Annotated in this window: 17 protein-coding genes; 4 read left to right on the forward strand and 13 right to left on the reverse strand. The window is 68.0% G+C overall.

The features are described 5' to 3' along the window. Positions 1 to 27: 27 nt before the first annotated feature. From JIM94_RS06400 to hrcA, 10 genes are all read right to left on the reverse strand, one after another. Positions 28 to 1,143: a VIT1/CCC1 transporter family protein gene (locus JIM94_RS06400; RefSeq protein WP_200253154.1), complete on the reverse strand. Its 1,116-nt coding sequence runs from the start codon at positions 1,141 to 1,143 to the stop codon at positions 28 to 30. Further along, the gene (locus tag JIM94_RS06405) at positions 1,144 to 1,875 is read right to left on the reverse strand and encodes an isoprenyl transferase (RefSeq protein WP_248085979.1); all 732 of its coding nucleotides are present in this window, start codon (positions 1,873 to 1,875) and stop codon (positions 1,144 to 1,146) included. A 63-nt stretch (positions 1,876 to 1,938) separates the two neighbouring features. Continuing rightward, the gene (gene recO / locus JIM94_RS06410) at positions 1,939 to 2,706 is read right to left on the reverse strand and encodes a DNA repair protein RecO (RefSeq protein ID WP_200253158.1); all 768 of its coding nucleotides are present in this window, start codon (positions 2,704 to 2,706) and stop codon (positions 1,939 to 1,941) included. A 1-nt stretch (position 2,707) separates the two neighbouring features. Further along, a complete protein-coding gene (gene era / locus JIM94_RS06415; protein ID WP_200253160.1) occupies positions 2,708 to 3,628 on the reverse strand; it encodes a GTPase Era in 921 nt (306 codons plus the stop codon). 153 nt (positions 3,629 to 3,781) lie between these two features. After that, the gene (locus JIM94_RS06420) at positions 3,782 to 5,104 is read right to left on the reverse strand and encodes a hemolysin family protein (protein ID WP_200253163.1); all 1,323 of its coding nucleotides are present in this window, start codon (positions 5,102 to 5,104) and stop codon (positions 3,782 to 3,784) included. Beyond that, on the reverse strand, positions 5,101 to 5,661 hold the full coding sequence (gene ybeY, locus JIM94_RS06425) for an rRNA maturation RNase YbeY (RefSeq protein ID WP_200253216.1): 561 nt from the start codon (positions 5,659 to 5,661) through the stop codon (positions 5,101 to 5,103). Before ybeY ends, JIM94_RS06420 begins: the two co-directional genes overlap by 4 nt. A gap of 50 nt (positions 5,662 to 5,711) precedes the next feature. Then, positions 5,712 to 6,698, reverse strand: coding sequence for a PhoH family protein (locus tag JIM94_RS06430; RefSeq protein ID WP_248085978.1), 987 nt, complete (start codon positions 6,696 to 6,698; stop codon positions 5,712 to 5,714). An 87-nt stretch (positions 6,699 to 6,785) separates the two neighbouring features. Continuing rightward, positions 6,786 to 7,565, reverse strand: a complete 780-nt coding sequence (locus tag JIM94_RS06435; RefSeq protein ID WP_200253167.1) for a 16S rRNA (uracil(1498)-N(3))-methyltransferase — start codon at positions 7,563 to 7,565, stop codon at positions 6,786 to 6,788. Continuing rightward, on the reverse strand, positions 7,562 to 8,689 hold the full coding sequence (dnaJ, locus tag JIM94_RS06440) for a molecular chaperone DnaJ (RefSeq protein WP_200253169.1): 1,128 nt from the start codon (positions 8,687 to 8,689) through the stop codon (positions 7,562 to 7,564). Before dnaJ ends, JIM94_RS06435 begins: the two co-directional genes overlap by 4 nt. A gap of 291 nt (positions 8,690 to 8,980) precedes the next feature. Further along, positions 8,981 to 10,009, reverse strand: a complete 1,029-nt coding sequence (gene hrcA, locus JIM94_RS06445) for a heat-inducible transcriptional repressor HrcA (protein WP_200253171.1) — start codon at positions 10,007 to 10,009, stop codon at positions 8,981 to 8,983. A 179-nt stretch (positions 10,010 to 10,188) separates the two neighbouring features. On the opposite strand from hrcA, the gene JIM94_RS06450 reads away from it, so the two are divergent. From JIM94_RS06450 to JIM94_RS06460, 3 genes are read left to right on the forward strand one after another with little or no spacing between them, the layout of a single operon-like run. Then, positions 10,189 to 11,847: an efflux RND transporter periplasmic adaptor subunit gene (locus JIM94_RS06450; protein ID WP_200253173.1), complete on the forward strand. Its 1,659-nt coding sequence runs from the start codon at positions 10,189 to 10,191 to the stop codon at positions 11,845 to 11,847. Then, a complete protein-coding gene (locus tag JIM94_RS06455; RefSeq protein WP_234039470.1) occupies positions 11,844 to 12,536 on the forward strand; it encodes an ABC transporter ATP-binding protein in 693 nt (230 codons plus the stop codon). The genes JIM94_RS06450 and JIM94_RS06455 overlap by 4 nt, the downstream gene beginning before the upstream one ends. After that, positions 12,533 to 13,807: an ABC transporter permease gene (locus tag JIM94_RS06460; protein ID WP_200253175.1), complete on the forward strand. Its 1,275-nt coding sequence runs from the start codon at positions 12,533 to 12,535 to the stop codon at positions 13,805 to 13,807. Before JIM94_RS06455 ends, JIM94_RS06460 begins: the two co-directional genes overlap by 4 nt. 12 nt (positions 13,808 to 13,819) lie before the next feature. Here the strand turns inward: JIM94_RS06460 and hemW are convergent, their stop codons facing one another. The 3 genes from hemW to JIM94_RS06475 all read right to left on the reverse strand — a co-directional run bounded on the left by hemW (position 13,820) and on the right by JIM94_RS06475 (position 17,731). Continuing rightward, a complete protein-coding gene (gene hemW / locus JIM94_RS06465; protein WP_200253177.1) occupies positions 13,820 to 15,001 on the reverse strand; it encodes a radical SAM family heme chaperone HemW in 1,182 nt (393 codons plus the stop codon). Then, positions 14,998 to 15,699: a hypothetical protein gene (locus JIM94_RS06470; RefSeq protein ID WP_200253179.1), complete on the reverse strand. Its 702-nt coding sequence runs from the start codon at positions 15,697 to 15,699 to the stop codon at positions 14,998 to 15,000. The genes hemW and JIM94_RS06470 overlap by 4 nt, the downstream gene beginning before the upstream one ends. Positions 15,700 to 15,901: 202 nt before the next feature. Next, positions 15,902 to 17,731: an AMP-binding protein gene (locus tag JIM94_RS06475; RefSeq protein ID WP_200253181.1), complete on the reverse strand. Its 1,830-nt coding sequence runs from the start codon at positions 17,729 to 17,731 to the stop codon at positions 15,902 to 15,904. A gap of 192 nt (positions 17,732 to 17,923) precedes the next feature. Between JIM94_RS06475 and malQ the strand changes: the two genes are divergently transcribed. After that, a complete protein-coding gene (malQ, locus tag JIM94_RS06480) occupies positions 17,924 to 20,086 on the forward strand; it encodes a 4-alpha-glucanotransferase (protein ID WP_418904444.1) in 2,163 nt (720 codons plus the stop codon). Positions 20,087 to 20,276 lie beyond the last annotated feature (190 nt).

Below are 20,276 nucleotides of genomic sequence, written 5' to 3' on the forward strand. Positions count from 1 at the left end.
CCCGCGCCGGAAGCGGTGTCACGTCACTCAGACGACGACACCGAGCAGGTTGCCCAGGCCGAATGTCACGGCCGCCGCACCGAGTCCGACCCCCAACTGGACGAACGCCTTGCGGACGGGTTGCACCCCGGAGAGCAGCCCGACGACGGATCCGGTGCACAGCAGGGCGATCCCGACGAGGACACAGGCGATCACCGCCGCCGTCATCGTCGGCAGGCCGAAGAAGAACGGGATGCACGGGATCAGTGCGCCGGAGGCGAAGAACAGGAAGCTGGACACCGCGGCCGACATCCCGGAACCGACGACCTCGGGATCGGTGGGGGCCGCCCCGACCGGCACCGTGGAGATCGCCTCCCTCTCCACCGGCTGGTTCGCCCGGATACCGGCGAACACCGCCGCCGCCTTCGCCTTCGCCTCGTCGCCGCTCATCCCACGGGCCCGGTAGACGAGTTCCAGTTCATTGGAGTTCACGTCCAGCTGCGGCAGCTGGGCCGACGCCATCGGATCCGCGGTCGAGGCATCGAGCAGATCACGTTGCGAGGACACCGAGATGTATTCACCGGCGGCCATGGACAGTGCTCCGGCGAGCAGGCCCGTGAGCCCGGTCATCACGATGACGCCGTTGCCCGTCGCCGCCCCCACGACACCGAGGATGAGTGCGAGGTTGCTCACCAGACCGTCGTTCATCCCGAACACCGCCGCCCGGAAGTTGCCCGAGATCTGTTCCCTGCCCCGGGCCGCCAGCCCACGGACGACCTCCGCGTGGATGCACTCGTCCGCCGTCATCTGGTCGGTGGCGTCCTCATCGTCGAGGTACGGCGTGCGCTGTTCCGCGGACTGCATCAGGGCGAGGGTGAACACGCTGCCGAAACGACGTGCGAGGAACCCCATCAGGAGGGTGGAGTAGTCCGGGCGACGGGGCATCCCGACGTGGTTTCCCAGGAGATTCCGCCAGTGTTCCTCGTGGCGTGCCTCCGCGTCGGCCAGTGAGAGGAGGATGTCACGTTCCTCCCCCGTCTTGTGCAGGGCGAGTTCCCGGTACACCGCGGCCTCCGCCCGTTCATTGGCGAGATAACGCTGCCACCGTCTGATCTGTGCACGGGTCGGTTGCCCGACCACCGGATCCCCGGCGTTGTCCGCCATCTACCTGACTCCTCCGAACCGGCGGTCCCGGTGCGCGTACTCGACGACCGCGTCATAGAGGTCCTGCGGGGTGAAGTCCGGGAAGAGCTTGTCCTGGTAGACCATCTCCGCGTAGGCGGACTGCCACAGCAGGAAGTTCGACGTCCGCTTCTCCCCCGACGGGCGGAGAAACAGGTCGACGTCGGGCATGTCGGGTTCGTCGAGGAAGTTCGGGAACGTGTCCTCGGTGATCTGCTCGGGACGGAGCCGACCCGCGGCGGCGTCCGCGGCGATCTGCCGGGCGGCGTCGATGATCTCGGCGCGGCCGCCGTAGTTGACGCACATCGCGAGTGTCATGGTCGTGTTGTCCCTCGTCAGCTCCTCGGCGGCCTCGAGCTCGCGGATCACCGAGCGCCACAGACGCGGTCGACGGCCGACCCACCGGACACGGACCCCCTTGGCGTGCAGACCGTCGCGCTGCCTGCGCAGCACGTCACGGTTGAACCCCATGAGAAAGCGGACCTCATCGGTGGAACGCCGCCAGTTCTCCGTGGAGAACGCGTACGCGGAGAGATAGGGAACGCCGAGGGCGATGCAGGCGTCCACGACGTCGAGCAGGACCGCCTCTCCCCTCCGGTGTCCCTCGGTACGCTTCATCCCCCGTTCCGTCGCCCAGCGACCGTTGCCGTCCATCACCAGGGCGATGTGCTTCGGGAGGAACTCGGCGGGGATCTCGGGCGGGGTGGTGTTCACAGTCACCGTTCCATTGTGCCACCCTCCCCCGCCCCGGGAAACCACCGCACGTTCCCGCACCGGTCATCCCTGATCGAGCAGATCCAGGGACCGCACCCGGTGTTCCAGGTGCCAGTGCAGGTGCGCACGGACGAGCTGGTGTGCCTGACCGGCGAAATCGGTGAACACCCCGTCACCGTTCTCCTCGGATGAGACCCGGGCCCGGTCGACGGCGGCCCACGCACCGTGCGCCAGCCACCACATCAGGCGGAGCACCGCCTCATCGGGTGTCGCGGCCCCCGGTGGCCGACACGTTCCGCACACCGCACCGCCCGCCGCCGGGTGAAACGCGTGGTGCGGCCCCGGGCGTCCGCACTGCGCACAGTCGAAGAGACTCGGGGCCCATCCGGCGTGGGCCATGGCGCGGAGCAGGAAGGAATCGAGCTCCACGGTGGGTTCGGGTGCGAGACGCAGACGTGCCAGCGTCGACGCCGTCTCGTCGAACAACCACGGATCATCCCCGGACTCGGCCACGGCCAGGCGCTCCGCTGATTCGAGGACGGCGCACGCGCAGGTGTAGCGGGTGTAGTCCTCGATGAGCCCGGATCCGTGGTAGGCCACCGTGTCGGCGCCGGTGATGCTGTGCAGGTTCCGCCCCGGGTAGAGCTGCACGTCGAGTTCGACGAAGGGCTGCAACCGTGACCCGAACCGGGAGCGGGTGCGCCGCACCCCCTTGGCGACACAGCGCACCAGGCCGCTCCCCCGGGTGAGGAGCACGACGACGCGGTCCGCCTCACCGAAGTCATGGGTCCGCACCACGAGCGCCCGGTCGCGGAAGCTCGGGGCGCGCATCCTAGAAACCGAGGCGGCCGAGGGCCTTCGGATCGGACTGCCAGTTCTTCAGCACCTTGATCCGCAGATCGAGGTAGATGTTCCGGCCGATCATCTCCATGATCTCCCTGCGGGAGTTGTGGATGATCCGCCCCAGACGACGGCCGTCCTTGCCGATGATGATGTCCTTCTGGCCGGGACGTTCCACGTAGAGGACCGCGTGGATGTCGAGGACGTCGGGACGCTCCTCATTGGGCAGGACCTCGTCGATCTCGACGGCGACCGAGTGCGGCAGTTCATCCTTCAGCCCGGACAGGGCGGCCTCCCGGATCAGCTCCGACATGCGGGTGTCGCGGTCATCGTCGGTGACGTGGTCGTCCGGGTAGAACTTCGGCCCCTCAGGCAGCACACCGGTCAGGACATCGACCAGGACGTCGAGCTGCTCACCGGACTGGGCGGAGACCGGTATGACCTCGCAGTCACCACCGAGCATCTCGTGCAGGGCCATCAGCTGGACGGCGACGGAGTCCCGGGAGACCTTGTCCACCTTCGTGACGATCCCGATGATCGTGGTCTTCGGTGCGACCTTCTTCACCGCGTCCAGGATCCACCGGTCACCGGGTCCGATCTTCTCGTCCGCGGGCACGGTGATGCCGATGACGTCGACGTCCGAGTAGGTCTCCTTGACCATCTCGTTCAACCGCTCGCCCAGCAGTGTGCGCGGCCGGTGGAGGCCCGGGGTGTCCACGACGATGATCTGCGCATCCGGGCGGTGCACGATGCCCCGGATCGGGTGACGGGTGGTCTCCGGCTGGTTCGCGGTGATGGCGATCTTCTCGCCGACCAGTGCATTCGTCAGGGTGGACTTGCCGGTGTTGGGCCTCCCCACGAAGCTGACGAAACCGGAGCGGAACCCCTCGGGGGTGTCGGTGAATGAAGTCAACGTTGTTCTCGTCCTCCACGGAGCCGGACGGCCCCGGATTGTCGGTGGGTGGTGCTGGAGGGGACACCTCCACCCCGTTCTGGAGCGGGTGTCCCCGGATGATCCCCCATCGTACCCCGTACCGGTGGCGGCTCCGCGACCGAGGGAGGGCGGTCAGCGGACGTCGGCGCTGCCGGTCTCCGGATCGAGGACGGTGACGATGACGGACTGGACCCGCATCCGACCCCGGCGGTCACGGCCGCCCTCGGCGGTGAGTTCCAGGCCGCAGGTGCGCACCGAGGCCCCGGGCAGCGGGACCCGGCCGAGATCGTAGGCGATCAGACCACTGACGGTCTCCACCTGGTCTGTGATGTCCTCCCCGAACTCCAGCTCGACCCCGAGGTCCTCGTCGATGATTTCCGCGAGATCCTCCAGGGTGAGGCGTGAGACGACCCGGTAACGGCCCGGGGCGAGACGCTCGATGGGGGCGATCTCCGCGGAGTCGTACTCGTCGGCGATCTCACCGACGATCTCCTCCAGGATGTCCTCGATGGAGATGAGCCCGGCGATACCGCCGTACTCGTCGACGAGAAGCGCGATGTGGTTCCGGTTGAGCTGCATCTCACGCAGGAGCTCGTCGAGGTTCCTGGAGTCCGGGACGAACGTCACCGGTCTCATCACCTCCTCGACACTGACGCTGCGGCCGTTGTCGCTCGACGAATAGGTCCTCTGCACGAGATCCTTGAGGTAGACCACACCGAGGATGTCGTCGACGTTCTCCCCGACAACGGGGATACGGGAGAGCCCGGACCGGACGCACAGGGCGGTCGCCTGGCCCGCGGTCTTGTCCGATTCGATCCAGATCATCTCCGGACGCGGGACCATGACACTGCGGGCCGTGGTCGACGCGAGATCGAACACCGACTGGATCATGCGACGCTCGCCGATCTCCACGATGCCGTGTTCCTGGGCGATGTCGACCATCTCCCGGAGCTCGACTTCGGTGTTGAACGGGCCGTCGCGGAAACCCGCCCCGGGGGCGAGGATGTTGCCGATCCAGATGAGGACCTTGGTCACCGGGCCGAGCAGGTGAGCCAGGACGGAGAGCACGAGAGCCGATTTGAGTGACACCGTGTACGGGTTCTGCCGGCCGATGGTGCGCGAGTACACGCCCACCACCACGAAGGTCACCAGGGTGAGTGCGGCGATCGCCGCGACGAGGGCCCACCCCTGCGAGGAGATCAGCTGGAACGCGAGAGCACCGGCGCACACCGCCGCGGTCGACTCGAGCAGTGTCCGGAGGAACACGAGCAGGTTGATGTGGTCGGCACGACGGTCGACGACGCGCAGCAGTTTCACGGCACCGGGGCGCTCATCCTTGACGAGCTCCTCGACGCGGGCGCGGGAGATGGAGGCGACGGCGGACTCGACGGATCCGAGCGCCCCCGAGGTGATCAGGGCGAAGCCTGCACCGAGCGCCAGTACGACTGGGTTCACGGTCGGTTCTTCTCCGTCCCGGCCGGTTCGGCGATCACGGGAACGGTGCCGTCCGCGTTCACGCGGTCGAGGGCCTCCCGGTCCGAGGCGGTCGGGAACGCCGACGGGCCCGACGGCTTGGGTTGATAGCGGACACCCCGGTCAGCGAGATCGTCATACCAGTCGGCGAGGATCTCGTTCTGGAGGGCGAACATCTCACGTTCCTCATCCGGTTCGACGTGGTCGTAACCGAGGAGATGCAGGACACCGTGGACGGTGAGGAGCGCGAGCTCGTGGTCGAGACTGTGCCCGGCGCGGGCGGCCTGCCCCTCGGCGAACTCCGGGCACAGAACGATGTCACCGAGCATCGCGGGGCCCGGTTCCGCGGCGTCGGGGCGACCCGAGCCGGGGGTGAGTTCGTCCATCGGGAAACTCATCACGTCCGTCGGCCCGGGAAGATCCAGCCACCGTTCATGGAGTTCGGCGATGATGTCCGGATCGACGACGTGCAGGGAGCACTCCGCCTGCGGGTGCACGTCCATGCGGGACAGCGCGTAGCCGCAGACGTCGATCAGCATCTCCTCGTTCACGTCACCGTAGGCGGCCTCGTTGAAGACCTCGATACCGGTCACTGTTCCCGTCCCTTCGTCTCCGTGTTCTCCCAGTCCTCGTACGCGTCGACGATACGGGCGACCAGCTGATGCCGTACGACGTCCTCGCTCGACAGTTCGGCGAAGTGCACACCGTCGACACCACGGAGGATGTGGCGGACCAGACGCAGCCCGGACCGCTGCCCCCCGGGCAGATCGACCTGGGTGATGTCGCCGGTGACCACCATCTTCGACCCGAAACCGAGGCGGGTGAGGAACATCTTCATCTGCGCCGGAGTGGTGTTCTGCGCCTCGTCGAGGATGACGAAGGCGTCGTTCAGCGTGCGCCCGCGCATGTACGCCAGCGGTGCGACCTCGATGACCCCGGCCTCCATGAGCTTCGGGATCACCTCCGGCTCGACCATGTCCCGCAGGGCGTCGTGCAACGGCCGGAGGTAGGGGTCGATCTTCTCGTTGAGGGTACCGGGCAGGAAACCGAGTTTCTCCCCCGCCTCGACCGCGGGCCGGGTGAGGATGATGCGGCTCACCTGCTTGGTCTGCAACGCCTGCACGGCCTTCGCCATCGCGAGATAGGTCTTGCCGGAACCGGCGGGCCCGAGACCGAAGACGATGGTGTTGTCGTCGATCGCGTCGACGTACTCCTTCTGCCCCAGGGACTTCGCCCGGATCACCTTTCCGCGACGGGCGATGATGTCGCTGGCGAGAACGGTGGCGACGGACTGCGGTGACTCGCGGGTGATGAGGGTGACGGCGTGTTTCACGGCGGCCGGACTGATGTGTCCGCCACGGCGCGCGGTGGCCTGCAGTTCGTCGAGCACCCGGCGGGCACGGGACACCTCGTGGGCGGGCCCGGTGAGCGTGACGGTGTTCCCCCGGACGAAGACATCGCAGTCGACGTACTTCTCCAGCGTCTTCAGGTTTCCGTCGGTCGTACCGAGCACACTCTGGACGAGGGCCGGATCAATGTCGAAGGTCTCGGAGACACTCTCGGTGGTGTTGTAGATGGCCACGTGCGGGGCTTCGCCTACTTTCGGGAGGATGATCGGTGGATCTGCGACCGTCGGCGTGGGCCGACGGACTCATGGTGGACCTTACCAGCGGGAGCTGGACACCCCGATGGCGGACAGCGCCGACAGCGCCGCCGTCGCGGTGCGCAGAACCTCCGGACCGAGGCGGACGGAACGGGCCCCGGCGGCGGTGAAACGGTCGACCTCAGCCGGTGAGATACCGCCCTCGGGTCCGATGACGAGAACGACTTCTCCGGCATCGGCCCAGTTGACGGAACCGAACGGGACGGAGGATTCCTCGTGCAGCAGAACCGCCTCCCCGCCTGCGGCCACGGTGTCCCCGATGAGTCTCTCGATGTCGGCGCTGTCCGCGAGGGCCGGGATCAGCGGTACATCGGAACGCCGGGACTGCTTGGCCGCGGCCACGGCGGCGGAGCGCCACTTGGCGAGCGCCTTGTCGCGTTTGGCTCCCGTCCAGCGTGCGATGCAACGCTCGGCCTGCCACGGGACGACGGTGTCCGCACCGCCCTGGCACGCCAGGTCGACGGCCAGTTCGGCGCGCTCCGATTTCGGGATCGCCTGGACGACGGTGACGCGGGGGTTCCGCACCGTGGGCGCCAGCGTCTCATCGACGGTGAGGATCATGGTGTCCCTGCCCGCGGTCTCCCGCACGGTGCACCGCACGGCGCCGCCGCGGCCGTCAGCCAGGACGAGCTCATCCCCACCGACGAGACGCCGCACACCGACCGCGTGCCGGGCCTCGGGCCCCGTCACGGTGACCGTCTCCCCGGGACCGGGCAGCGGAGCCGGGTCCGTACCCGCGAGGACCGCGTCGAGATCGGCGAGGAAGACGGGGAGGGTCATCGCCGGAACCGGTTGCGGAGGCGGCTGAACAGGGTCTCCTGACCGTCGCCCTCACGGTTGATCTCCGTCAGGTCATCCCTGTGATCGCGCAGTTTCTCCAGGAGTGCCCGGGACCGGTCGTCCAGTTCACGGGGCACCACGACATCGAGGTGCGCGACGAGATCGCCCGCACCTTCGGCACGCAGGCGCGGCATTCCGGAACCGGCGAGACGGATCCGGTCACCCGGCTGGGAACCCGCGGGCAGCGTGATCCCCAGCGGTTCACCGGTGAGGGACTCCGTGTTCACCTCCGTGCCGAGAGCCGCATCGACCATCGGAACCCGGACGGTGAGGTGGAGATCATCGCCCTGCCTGCTGAACACGGCGTGCTGCTGGACCGAGATCTCGACGTAGAGGTCACCGGCCGGTCCACCACCGGGACCGACCTCACCCTGCCCCGCCATGCGGATGCGCATCCCGTCATCGATACCCGCGGGCACGGTGACCACGAGATCACGGCGGGCCTTGCAACGGCCCTCACCGTGGCACCGGTTGCAGGGATCCTGGATGACGTCGCCGGTGCCCTGGCACGTGGGACAGGGGCGGGACGTCATCACGTTGCCGAGGAAACTGCGCTGCATCTCCTGGAGCTCACCGGAACCCGAGCAGGTCTGACACGGGACGGGCTTGGCGCCGGATGCGGAACCGGAACCGGAGCACTCCTCACAGAGGACCGCGGTGTCGACGGTGATCTCCTTGCGGACGCCGACGAACGCCTCCTCCAGGGTGATCCGGGTACGCAGCAGAGCGTCGGCACCGGGCTGGACACGGGACTGGGGGCCCCGGCCCCCACCGCCACCGCCGAAGAAGGCGTCGAAGATGTCTCCGAAGCCGCCGAAACCGCCGCCTCCGCCGCCGCCGCCGCCCTGCTCAGCCGGGTCACCGCCGAGATCGACGATGCGACGCTTCTCCGGGTCGGTCAGGATCTCGTAGGCGAGGGATGCTTCCCGGAACTTCTCCGCGGCCTCCTCACCCGGATTGACGTCCGGGTGGTACTTGCGGGCGAGCTTGCGGTAGGCCTTCTTGATCTCCGAGTCCGATGCGGAACGGTCGACGCCGAGAATGCCGTAGTAGTCACGAGCCACGTTGTCTGATACTTCCTTCTGTCACCGGCCGAGCTGGGCCGGAATGAGGGTCTTGGGTGCGTGTTCGGGAACGGGGTACTCCCCCGCATTCCTCCCATAGTAGTGAGCGCCCGGTGTCACACCCAAGCGGGTGCCGGGTTCACGGCGCCTGTTCCCCGCCCGACGGCGGTAACGACGGAAACGGACCCGACCCGGTGCCCCGGACAGGCGGCAACGGGCACGGACATCTCCTCCCCGGACTCCTGCGGGCAAAATGCGGGCGGGGTGACGGTGCCACGGGATTCTCCGCGGTCAGTTGCCGCCGAGGACGCGGGAGACGTAGCGGGCGACGGCCTGGACCTTGGCGATGGTGCCGGGGTAGTCCATGTAGGTCGGTCCGACGACCCCCAGTCCACCGAAGGTCGCTCCGGTCGCACCGTAACCGGTGCTGACGATCGACGCCCCACGCAGCTGATCGTCCTGGTTCTCCTCGCCGATGCTCACGTGCACCGCACCGTGCGCGGTCACCCCGGACAGCAGCCGGAGTACGACGACCTGTTCCTCCAGGGCATCGAGCACCGTGGGGAGACCCGCCGGGAAGTCCCCGGTCATGCGGGAGAGGTTCGAGGCACCGGCGAGAACCATCCGCTCACTGGGGGCCTCGACGAGGGTCTCGATGAGCGTGGTCGACGCACGGATCACGGCGGTCCTGATGTCGGAGGGGGCGTTCGCCGCGAGGTCCGCCATCGACACCGACGCATCCCCCAGGGTCTTTCCCACCAGCGCCTGGTTGAGCACGTCCCGCAGGCGGGCCACCTGGTCGGCGGTGAGTTCGGTGTCGGTCTCGACGTTGCGTTGATCGACGCGTCCGGTGTCGGTGATGAGGACGAGCAGGATGCGGGAGGGGGTGAGCTGCACGACCTCGCAGTGCCGGACCCGGGAGACGTTCAGCGTGGGGAGCTGGGCCACGGCCGCCTGTCTGGTGAGCTGGCTGAGCAGCTGCACTCCCCTGCGCAGCACATCCTCCAGGTCGACGCCGTCCTCGAGGAAGCTCTGTATCGCACGCCGCTCCACCGGGGAGAGGGGTTTGACCTCGTGGAGGGAGTCGACGAAGAGCCGGTAGCCCTTCTCCGTGGGGATCCGTCCCGAGCTCGCGTGCTGCTGCACGATGTAGCCCTCCGACTCGAGGACCGCCATGTCGTTGCGGATCGTGGCGGAACTGACACCGAGCCGGTGACGCTCGACCAGTGCCTTGGAACCGACGGGTTCGTGGGAGGCGATGTAGTCGGCGACGATCGCGCGCAGTACCTCGGCGCGCCTCTGGTCGGTCGATCCGGCCATGTCCGCTCCTCTCCCCGTTCGTGTTCCTCGGTCCGTCCCCAGTATAGGGCCCGGTACAGGTGTACAGCTTTCCCCCAGGATCCTCCCCGGAACGTCCCGGGAACACCCCCTAGCGTGACATCCCAGTCGACCTGTGCGGGTCGCAGTATCCGATGAAGACCGAAAGGCCCTGGTTTCCGATGTCACTACCTTCCCTGTTCCGCTCCGCCCGCCGACGCCGCCTGTTCACCGGAGCTGCCGCAGCGTTGTGTCTGGCCGCCACGGGCTGCTCCGGTGGCGGCGACGGCACCGTCCTGGCGGCGCACGAGTACCGGACCGCGGAGGTGGAGGACGTGAGCCGGGCCGTCCAGACCACCGCGACGGTGGCGGCCGCGAAGACCGAGGCGGTGACCACGGCGCTCACGGGACCGCTGACCTCCCTGTCGGTGAGTTCCGGGGACCGGGTCGAGGAGGGGCAGTTGCTGGCGACGGTCGACGTGTCCCAGGTGGAGCGGGAACTGGCGAACCAGAGGTCTCAGCAGGCCACGGCGTTGACCACGGAACTCAACTCCCTCGAACAGGCGGAGCAGAAGCACCGCCAGTACCGGGAGGGACTGGACCAGTCCCTGAACCCCGAGGTGAACACCGCCGAAGCGGCCCTGCGGACGGCGACGACGGCGCACGAGGACGCGGTTCGTGCCTTCGAGGCGAGGAAGTCCGATGCCGCCACGGGACGGGATCCGCGCCTCGTGGAGCAGGAGCGTGCACTCGATCAGGCCCGCCAACAGGTCCTCAACGGGGAGATCAACCTGGCGCGGGCGGGTGTCGCGTCCGCCGCTGCGGCGCTTCAGACGGACCCCTCCGTTGACGGGGTCCAGCAGTCGGTGACCACGCACATCGGCACGGTCGAGGCGGCCACCGCGCTGCAGAACTCGGTGAAGGACCTGAACAACCGCCAGGAGGCGTACACGTCCGCCCTCCAGTCGGTGGACCGTGATCTGGCCGAGGCCCAGAGGCAGGTCGCGTCGACCTTCGCGGCGAAGAAGGAGGCCGCCGTGTCCGTGGAGTCGGCGAAACTGACGGCCCGGCAGCAGCTGGAGTCGTTGGCCAGCGGTGTCGAACAGGCGAGACGTGCCGCCGACGTGGCCCGGCAGTCGGTGGGTCGGGGCACCGATCATCTGACGCGGGACATCAACGCCAGTGAGATCCGGGCACCGTTCACCGGTGTCGTGGTGACCGTGGGTGCCGAGGTCGGTCGCCCCGTCGCAGGGTCCGTCGTGACGCTCGCGGATGATTCCGGGATGATTCTGCGCACCGAGGTTCCGGAGGTCGATGTCGCCGATCTGAAACCCGGCGCGGAGGTCACGTTCACGACCGCCGCGACCGGTGGAAAGACGTTCCACGGGAAGGTGTCGCGGGTGTCCCCCGTTGCCGGCGCTCCGGCAGGTGCACCCGGCGCACAGCAGCCGGGTGCGGCGGGGACTCAACAGTCCTCCGGTGCGCAGCGTCCGACCTTCCCGGTGGAGATCACGATCGACGGGGACACGAGGGATCTGCGGATCGGCGGCAGTGCCCGTGCCCGGATCGTGCTGGCCGCGGACAAGGGTGGACTCGCGGTGCCCCGGGAGGCCGTGTTCGAGCGGAACGACGGCACGAAGGCGGTTCTCGTGGTCGCCGGAGCCGAGGGGCCGGGGTCGAGGGGCACCGTGGAGGAGCGTCGCGTGGAGACCGGTACCGAGGGGGACGTCACCGTCGCCGTGACCGGTGGCGAGCTGAAGAAGGGTGAGACGGTGATCAGCCAGGGTTCGACCCGTCGCGACCTGCTGGGCACCACGGTGACTCTCGGGGACGCGGCATGAGCCCGCTGGTGGAGATGCGGGACATCGTCAAGACGTACAACATCGGCACCGAGGGGGAACTGACGGTGCTCCCGGGGTGCGACTTCACCGTCGAACACGGTGAATTCGTCTCCGTGGTGGGTGCCTCGGGTTCGGGTAAGTCGACACTGATGAACATCATCGGGCTGCTCGACCGGCCCACGTCCGGCAGCTACAGTCTCGCGGGCGTCGACACTCGGGAGCTGGACAGCGACGCCCTGTCGGAGCACCGCAGCAGGTCGATCGGTTTCGTGTTCCAGAACTTCAACCTCATCGGCAGGATCAGTGCACGGCGCAACGTCGAGATGCCGATGATGTACGCCGGTGTGCCCCGGGCACGGCGTACGGAGCGGGCGGCCGAACTCCTGGAGATGGTCGGCATGGGGCAGCGCATGGACCACCGCCCGAATGAACTGTCGGGCGGGCAGAAACAGCGCGTCGCGATCGCCCGCGCCCTGGCCAACGACCCGGAGTTCATCCTCGCCGACGAACCGACCGGCGCCCTGGACTCGCACACCGGGCGCCTGGTCATGGACATGTTCCACGACCTGAACCGAAACCAGGGCAAGACCATCGTGTTCATCACCCACAATCCCGAACTCGCCGCGGAGACCACCCGTGTGGTCACCATGCGTGACGGCCGCATCTCCGAAGGGGACCTGCTCCAGTGAACTTCAACGAAGCCCTCCGCCTCGCGGTCGGCAGCATCGCCGGCAACAAGCTGCGTGCCCTGCTCACACTCCTCGGTGTGATCATCGGCATCACCTCGGTCATCATCGTCCTGACCCTCGGTTCCTCGTTGAAGACGCAGCTGGTGAAGAGCCTCGCGGATTCCGGGGCGAACGACTACTCGCTGCAGGTGGAGTCACGGACCGCCGAGGACGGTGATCAGCTGCTCTCCCCCACCCCGGTCCCCACCGCGTCGAAACTCACCCCCGAGCTGCTCGACCGCCTGCGGACCAGGTTCTCCGGTCGGCTCGTCGGCGTCCCGATCGGTGAGGGCTCCGAAATCTCCGGGACCGTCAGTCCCACCGGTGCCCCCACGACCGCGAAGCGCGCCCGGATCCACGGGGTGAACCCCGACTTCATCACCATGAAGACCACCGGTGTCACCGCGGGACGGTCCATCACGGACGACGACGTCACCGGTGCCCGGCCCGTCGCGGTGGTCTCCCCGGAGCTCGTCACGGCGCTGTTCGCCGGGGACACGGCCGGGGTGCCCGGGAAATCCGTCGACGTCGAGACCACGAACGGGCAAATCATCTCGCTGACGGTCGTCGGTGTCACCGGCCGAGCTTCCGGTGGCGGACTGTTCGGCGCCGGTGGAGGTGAATCACCGGTGATCTACATCCCCTGGTCCGTGGAGGATCGCCTCGGCGGTGACTCCGGTTCCTGGAACCGGGTGTCGGTGCGTCCGGTCTCCGGGATCGACGAGGAGTCGTTCCGCAGGGAGCTGTCGGAGTTCGCGGCCGCCGAGTACGCGGCGGACCCGGACTTCACGGCGAAGGTCACCGACATGAAGAAGGACATCGACTCCTTCCGCCAGGTCATCGACTCCCTGAGCATCGGACTGTCCGTCATCGCCGGCATCTCCCTGCTCGTCGGCGGTATCGGCGTCATGAACATCATGCTGGTCACCGTCACGGAGAGGACCCGGGAGATCGGTGTCCGGAAGGCCCTCGGCGCCCGGAACCGCGACATCCGGATGCAGTTCCTGGTGGAGGCCATGATCATCTGCCTGTTCGGCGGCGTGATCGGGGTGCTGCTCGGCACGGCGCTCGGTGTGACGGGGGCGAAGCTGATGGGGACGATGGTGTTCCCGCCCGTCGCCGGCGTGCTGTTCTCGCTGGGTTTCTCCGTCGCGATCGGCGGCTTCTTCGGGTACTACCCGGCCGCCCGTGCCGCCCGGCTCAACCCCATCGAGGCACTGCGCCACGAGTGACCGCGGGGCGGTTCAGTCCTCGGCGACGAGAATGTCGGCGATGATGCCGTCGGCGAGCAGTCGACCGGGGTCGGTGAGCGCCAGACGACGGGGAGCGCCGGCCCCACCGTCGGACCACCGGAGCAGACCGGAGTCGACGTACCCGGCGATGACCCGCTCGGAGCCGGGCCGCAGATCGGTTTCGCCGATCCCGTCGCGCAGTCGGAGACCGAGCATCAGTTTCTCCGTGTGCCGGTCGGCGTCGGAGAGCCGCTCCGAGTCCTTCACCGGAAGCTCCCCGCGGGCGCACGCGGCCGCGTAGGTCCGCGGGTGCTTGACGTTGAAGAAACGGACACCACCCAGGTGGGAGTGTGCACCGGGGCCGGCTCCCCACCAGTCGCCGTCGCGCCAGTAGCCGATGTTGTGGCGGCACTCCCCACCGGGGCGGGCCCAGTTCGACACCTCGTACCAGTCGAATCCCGCCCCCCGCAGTGCGTCATCGATGAGCTGGTAGCGGTCGGCGAGCACATCCTCGTCGGGTGCGGGCAGCAGTCCCTTGTTCACCTTGCGGGCCATGGCTGTGCCGTCCTCGACGATCAGCGAGTAGGCGGAGACGTGGTCGACATCGGCCGAGAGAATCGCGTCGAGGGTGGCGCGCACGTCGTCGTCGGTTTCGGTGGGGGTGCCGTAGATCATGTCGAGGTTGACGTGTCCGAAACCCGCGGCGCGGGCCTCACGCGCGGCGGCGACGGGGCGCCCGGGGGTGTGACGGCGTTCGAGGACGGCGAGTACGTTGCCCGCCGCGGACTGCATGCCCAGCGAGACGCGGGTGAATCCCGCGGTGCGCAACCGGTCGAAGAACTCCGGTGACGTCGACTCCGGGTTGGATTCGGTGGTGACCTCCGCACCGGGGGCCAGCCCGATGTGCTCACGCACGGAGCCGAGCAACCGGGTCAGCCCCTCAGCGCCGAGCATGGAGGGGGTGCCGCCACCGACGAAGACCGTCTGCGCCGGACGGAGCGTCCCGTCACCGTCCATCCGCCGCGCGGCGAGCCGGAGCTCGATGTCGAGGGCGGCGAGGTAGCTCTCCGGGTCGGCCCCGGTTCCGAGTTCCCCGGGGGTGTAGGTGTTGAAGTCGCAGTACCCGCAGCGGCTGGCGCAGAAGGGTACGTGGACGTACACCCCGAAGGGTGCCGCCGGGTCAGCTCCGGTCACGAGGCGAAGCCACCACCGTGCGCTCCACGGTTCCGCGCCAGTTTGCGCGCGACCTTGGCCACGACGGCGTCGACACGCGCACGTTCGAGCAGGAACGTCGGGGGATTGCTGCCCCGCATCGTGCGGCAGTACGCCGGGTGCTGACGGGCGACCGTGGTGAGCCAGCCGTCGGCGGCGGCATCGACCAGGGTCCGGGTGTGGGCGAACATCAGGGGCAGGCTGACGGCATCGAGATCATCGGCGGCGACGGCCGTCTGATCGAGCACCCACTCGACGATGTCCTCGAGCTGCGTGACGACGTCCCGGGTACGGGAGGAGAGGGAGTCACTGAGTTCCCTGACGATCACCGGTGTACCGGACAACGGGTGGAACGTCGTCAGGGTCGTCGCATCGACCAGGTCGGGGCGCTCGACCTCGGGGGTCCGGGCGACGGGACCACGCACACTGACGGATCCGGACCGGATACCCGAGGTCAGCGCCTGGCGGAGGCCGATGAGTTCGGCGACGGTGCGCCTGGAGTCGGTACGGGCCTCGTCGATGATGAGTTCCAGTTCCGCACGGCAGTCGTTGACGAGTTCGTCGTCGTAGTCCGCGATCGCCTGGGCGAGGTGCTCGATGTACTCCGCGACCTCATCACCGATGTTGTAGATCTCCTGGGTCAGCTCACGGTGGCGCAGCAGGGCGTCAGAGTGTGGCAAGGCTGCTCCTTGGTGGGTCTGCCCGGATAGTCGGGAGGGTCGGTCGTGATCGGTGGTTGCCCGCCCGTGGCGGGTGCTCCGGTTACAGAACTCTAAGCGCATTCTTCGGTTTCTTGTGGGTGCCCCGCCGATGACACGCCCACCACACCAATGTTACTGGTGTGACGGGTGTGGTTTCGGGGGTACGTACCCGACAGGGCGGTCAGCGCTTGTACAGCTGACGGATCTCCTCATTGAAACGCTGCGCCACGATGTTCCGCTTGATCTTCATCGTCGGCGTCAGCTCATTCTCCTCCTCCGACAGATCCCGGTCCAGAATGTAGAACTTCTTGATCGCCTCGGCGTGGCTCACCGTCGAGTTGCAGTCGTTGATCGCGTCCTGGATCTCGGCACGCAGCACCGGGTCCGTCACCATGTCCGCCACAGACCTCGACTCCGGGAAATTGCGGGTCAGCTTCCACCGGCGGAACGCCTCCTCGTCGAGCGCGATCAGCACCCCGACGAACGGTTTACCGTCACCCACGACGAGCGCCTGGCTGATCAGCGGATGACTGCGCAGCCGGTCCTCCATCGGCCCCGGGGACACGTTCTTCCCGCTCGCGGTGACGATGAGGTCCTTCTTCCGCCCCGTGATCACCAGGTGCCCTGACTCCAGCAGCTCACCGAGGTCACCGGTGTTGAACCAGCCGTCGACGAAGGACTCGGCGGTGGCCTCCTCGTTGTGCCAGTACCCGTCGAAGACCATCTCGCCCCTGACGAGGATCTCCCCCTCCCCGTTGACCCGGGCGGCCATGCCACCGATCGGGCGACCGACCGACCCGATGACGTTGTCGTCGAAGTTCACCGCCACGGCGGCGGTCGTCTCGGTCAGGCCGTACCCCTCGTAGACGGTCACACCGATGCCCCGGAAGAAGTGGGCCAGATCCGGGGTCATCGCCGAACCGCCGGAGATGCAGTACTTCACGCTCGCACCCATGGCATCGCGGATCTTCGAGTAGACGAGCCTGTCGAAGGCCCTGTGCTTCAGCCGCAACGCCCGCGACGGCCCCTCCTCCGTGTCCAGCGCCTTGGAGTAGTCCTGCGCGACCTTCTCCGCCTTGAGGAACAACGCCCCCTGGACCGGCCCGTTGTCCTGTGCGTTCGCGGCGGCACCGTTGCGCACCTTCTCGAACACACGCGGAACACCGAGAATCAGGTTCGGACGCGCCCGCTGGAACTCGACCGACAGCATCGAGAAATCGGACCAGTGCGACTGGGTCGCCCCGGAGATCGTGATCGCGAGACTCACCGCACGGGAGAACACGTGCGCCAGTGGCAGGAACGTCAGAACCCGGGTACCGGGCACCGCGATCGCGCCCACCGGATGAGTGATCAGGGCACGGGCCTCCGACAGCCAGTTACGGTGCGTCAGCCTGCACCCCTTCGGGCGGCCCGTCGTCCCCGACGTGTAGACCAGTGACGCGAGATCATCGGCCCGCGTCGCCGCGATCCGTTCCTCCACCTCGGCGTCGTCGATCGGACGCCCCTCGAACTTCAGGGTGTTGATCGCCGAGGCGTTGATCTCCAGGATCCGCCGCAACTGTGACGTGGAGCCCTTCAACGACGGCGAACCGTCCGCCCCCAGCTCCAGGTGCCGCATCAGGTCGGTGTGGTCCCGGGTCTCGGTCACGGCGAACACCGCACCCGAGTCCTCGATGATCCACTGGACCTGGCTCAACGACGAGGAACCGTAGATCGGGACACTCACCGCCCCGGCGGCCCAGATGGCGAAGTCCAGCAGCGCCCACTCATAACGGGTCTCGCTCAGCAGCGCGACCCGGTCCCCCTGCTGCACCCCGTTCGCGATGAACCCCTTGGCCACCTCGTAGACCTCGTCGAGAAACTCCCTGGCGGTGACGCTGACCCACTCGAAATTCTGCGGCCGGGTGAACATCACCCCGTACGGGCGTGTCTTCACCTGGTCGATCAATGCCGTCAGACATGTCTCACCGGGGCCGACCTCGTACTTCGCGGGGACTGAGAATTCCTGCACTGATGATCCTTCCGCGGCGGTGCACCCGGGAGCACGGTTGACCCCGTGGCGGGAACCGCCGTCGATTGACTGTCTTTCCCGACAAATTTACCCCCCGAACCCCCGAAGGGGGCTGCGGGCCGCACGCCCGGGCGCGTCCAGCGACGGGCGGAGGGTGCGGACAGGTGGCGGAGAATGGCAAGATGGGTGCCCGTGACCTACATCAATGAGCTGAAGTTCCTGGCAGACCTGTACAGCGTGGCCACCAGCTACCACACTGCGGCAGGAGAACTCGTCGAGGTGTCGGAGGACACCCTGACCAAGACCCTCACCGCACTCGGGGTGGACATCCTCCGGGGAGGGGACGAACCCACCGCCGGGTCCCTCGCCGCCGCACGTCAGGCCCACCTGGACTCGCGCTTCACCCGGCCACTCCCACCCTGTGTCGTGACGACGGCGGGACAACCCCACGACTTCACCGTGCACGTCCACGACGGTGCACCGGTCACCGTGACCATCACCCTCGAGGACGGCGACACGGTCACACCGCGGCAGGTGGACAACTTCGTCGAGGCCCGCACCATCGACGGCGTCACCTGGGGTGAGGCGAGCTTCGCCGTCCCCACCGATCTCCCCCTCGGCTGGCACACCCTGTCGATGGAATCCACCGGCGGGGTCAGCGGTTCGTGCCGGCTCATCGTCACCCCGGACCGGCTCACCACCGCCGACAGGTACCTGCGTCGCCCCGTCACCGGTGTGATGGCCCAGCTCTACTCCACCAGATCACGGGACAGCTGGGGGGTCGGTGACTTCGGTGATCTCCGCGACCTCGGCACCACCCTGGCCACGAACGCCGACGCCGACTTCCTGCTCATCAACCCCCTCCACGCCGCGGAACCGTTCCCACCGGTCGAGGACTCGCCCTACCTCCCGACGACACGCCGCTTCACCAACCCGCTCTACATCCGTGTCGAGGACATCGAGGAGTACGAACTCCTCTCCCCTGCCGCCCGCGTCCGCATCGAGGACACGGCGTCGAAGCTCAAGGCGGACAACACCTCCGCCGGAGAGATCAACCGGAATCCGATCTACGACGCGAAGCTGGCCGCACTGAGGGAGATCTACGAACTCCCGATGACCCCCTCCCGCGCAGAGGCGTTCAGCGCCTACCTGGAGAAGGAGGGCGCGGGCCTCGACGATTTCGCCGCGTGGTGCGCACGCCGTGAACTCGACACCCTCGCAGCGGGCGGAACCGTACCCGGTGTCCGCGCCGACCGGAACCGCACCGTGGAGGAGGCCGCGGGCTTCTACCGCTGGTTGCAGTGGATCTGCGATCACCAGCTCGAATCAGCCCAGAAGGCGGCGACGGACGCCGGCATGTCCATCGGCGTGATGGCGGACCTCGCCGTCGGCGTCCACCCCGGTGGCGCGGACGCCGAGAACCTCTCCGGTGTTCTCGTGCAGGCCGCGTCCGTCGGCGCACCACCGGACGACTACAACCAGCAGGGACAGGACTGGTCGCAGCCTCCGTGGCACCCCGAGCGCCTCGCCGAGTGCGGCTACGCCCCCTGGCGGGACATGCTGCGCACGGTGCTGCGCCACTCGGGCGGGATCCGGGTCGACCATGTTCTCGGCCTGTTCCGGCTCTGGTGGATCCCGCGCATGCAGCCGCCGACCACCGGCACCTATGTCCACTACGACTACGCGGCGCTCGTCGGCATCCTCGCGCTCGAGGCCGAGCGCGCCGGCGCCGTCGTCATCGGCGAAGACCTGGGGACCTTCGAACCGTGGGTCCAGGAGGTCCTGGCCAGCCGTGGAATCATGGGGACGTCGATCCTGTGGTTCGAACACGACCCCGAGGTCTCCGGCCCACGTCGTCAGGAGAGCTACCGCGAACTCGCGCTGACATCGGTGACCACCCACGATCTGCCGCCCACCGCCGGAATGCTCCGGGGCGAGCACATCAAGCTCCGCGAGCGGCTCGGACTGTTCACCACCGACCCGGAGGAGGAGGACCGCGGCGATCTCGCGTGGCAGAACGAGGTCCTCACCCGTATCGGCGAACACGGTTGTTTCGCCGGCACCTCCGTCGCGGACCGTTCCTTCGGGGACGCGGCCCGGGGTGAGCGGGGCGCGATCCGGGACCTGCTCGTCGGCATGCACCGGTACATCGCGGGCACCCCGTCCGCACTCGCGTGCACCTCACTGGTCGACATGGTCGGGGACGTCCGTGCGCAGAACCAGCCGGGAACGACACACGAGCTGTACCCGAACTGGTGTGTACCGCTCTGCGACGGCGCCGGGGACGTCGTCCTCATCGAGGATCTCCCGGAGAATCCGTGGTTCCGGGCCGTGGCTGACGCCTCCCGTCGCTGACGGACACCGCCGGGTACCGGGCGGCACCGCTGACAGAGGAATCCGGCGGTCGGGGAGATGTCCCGCACCTCCCCGACCGCCGGATTCTCCCGTTTCTCCCGACCCCGGCCACCGGCCGGTGCCGCTTCCGGCTAGATCAGCGTCAACAGCCAGCCGACGACGACGAGGAGCAGCAGCGCGATCAGGGCGA

Origin of the sequence: Corynebacterium pygosceleis, from assembly GCF_016595275.2 — a bacterium.
GTDB classification, from domain to species: Bacteria; Actinomycetota; Actinomycetes; order Mycobacteriales; family Mycobacteriaceae; genus Corynebacterium; species Corynebacterium pygosceleis.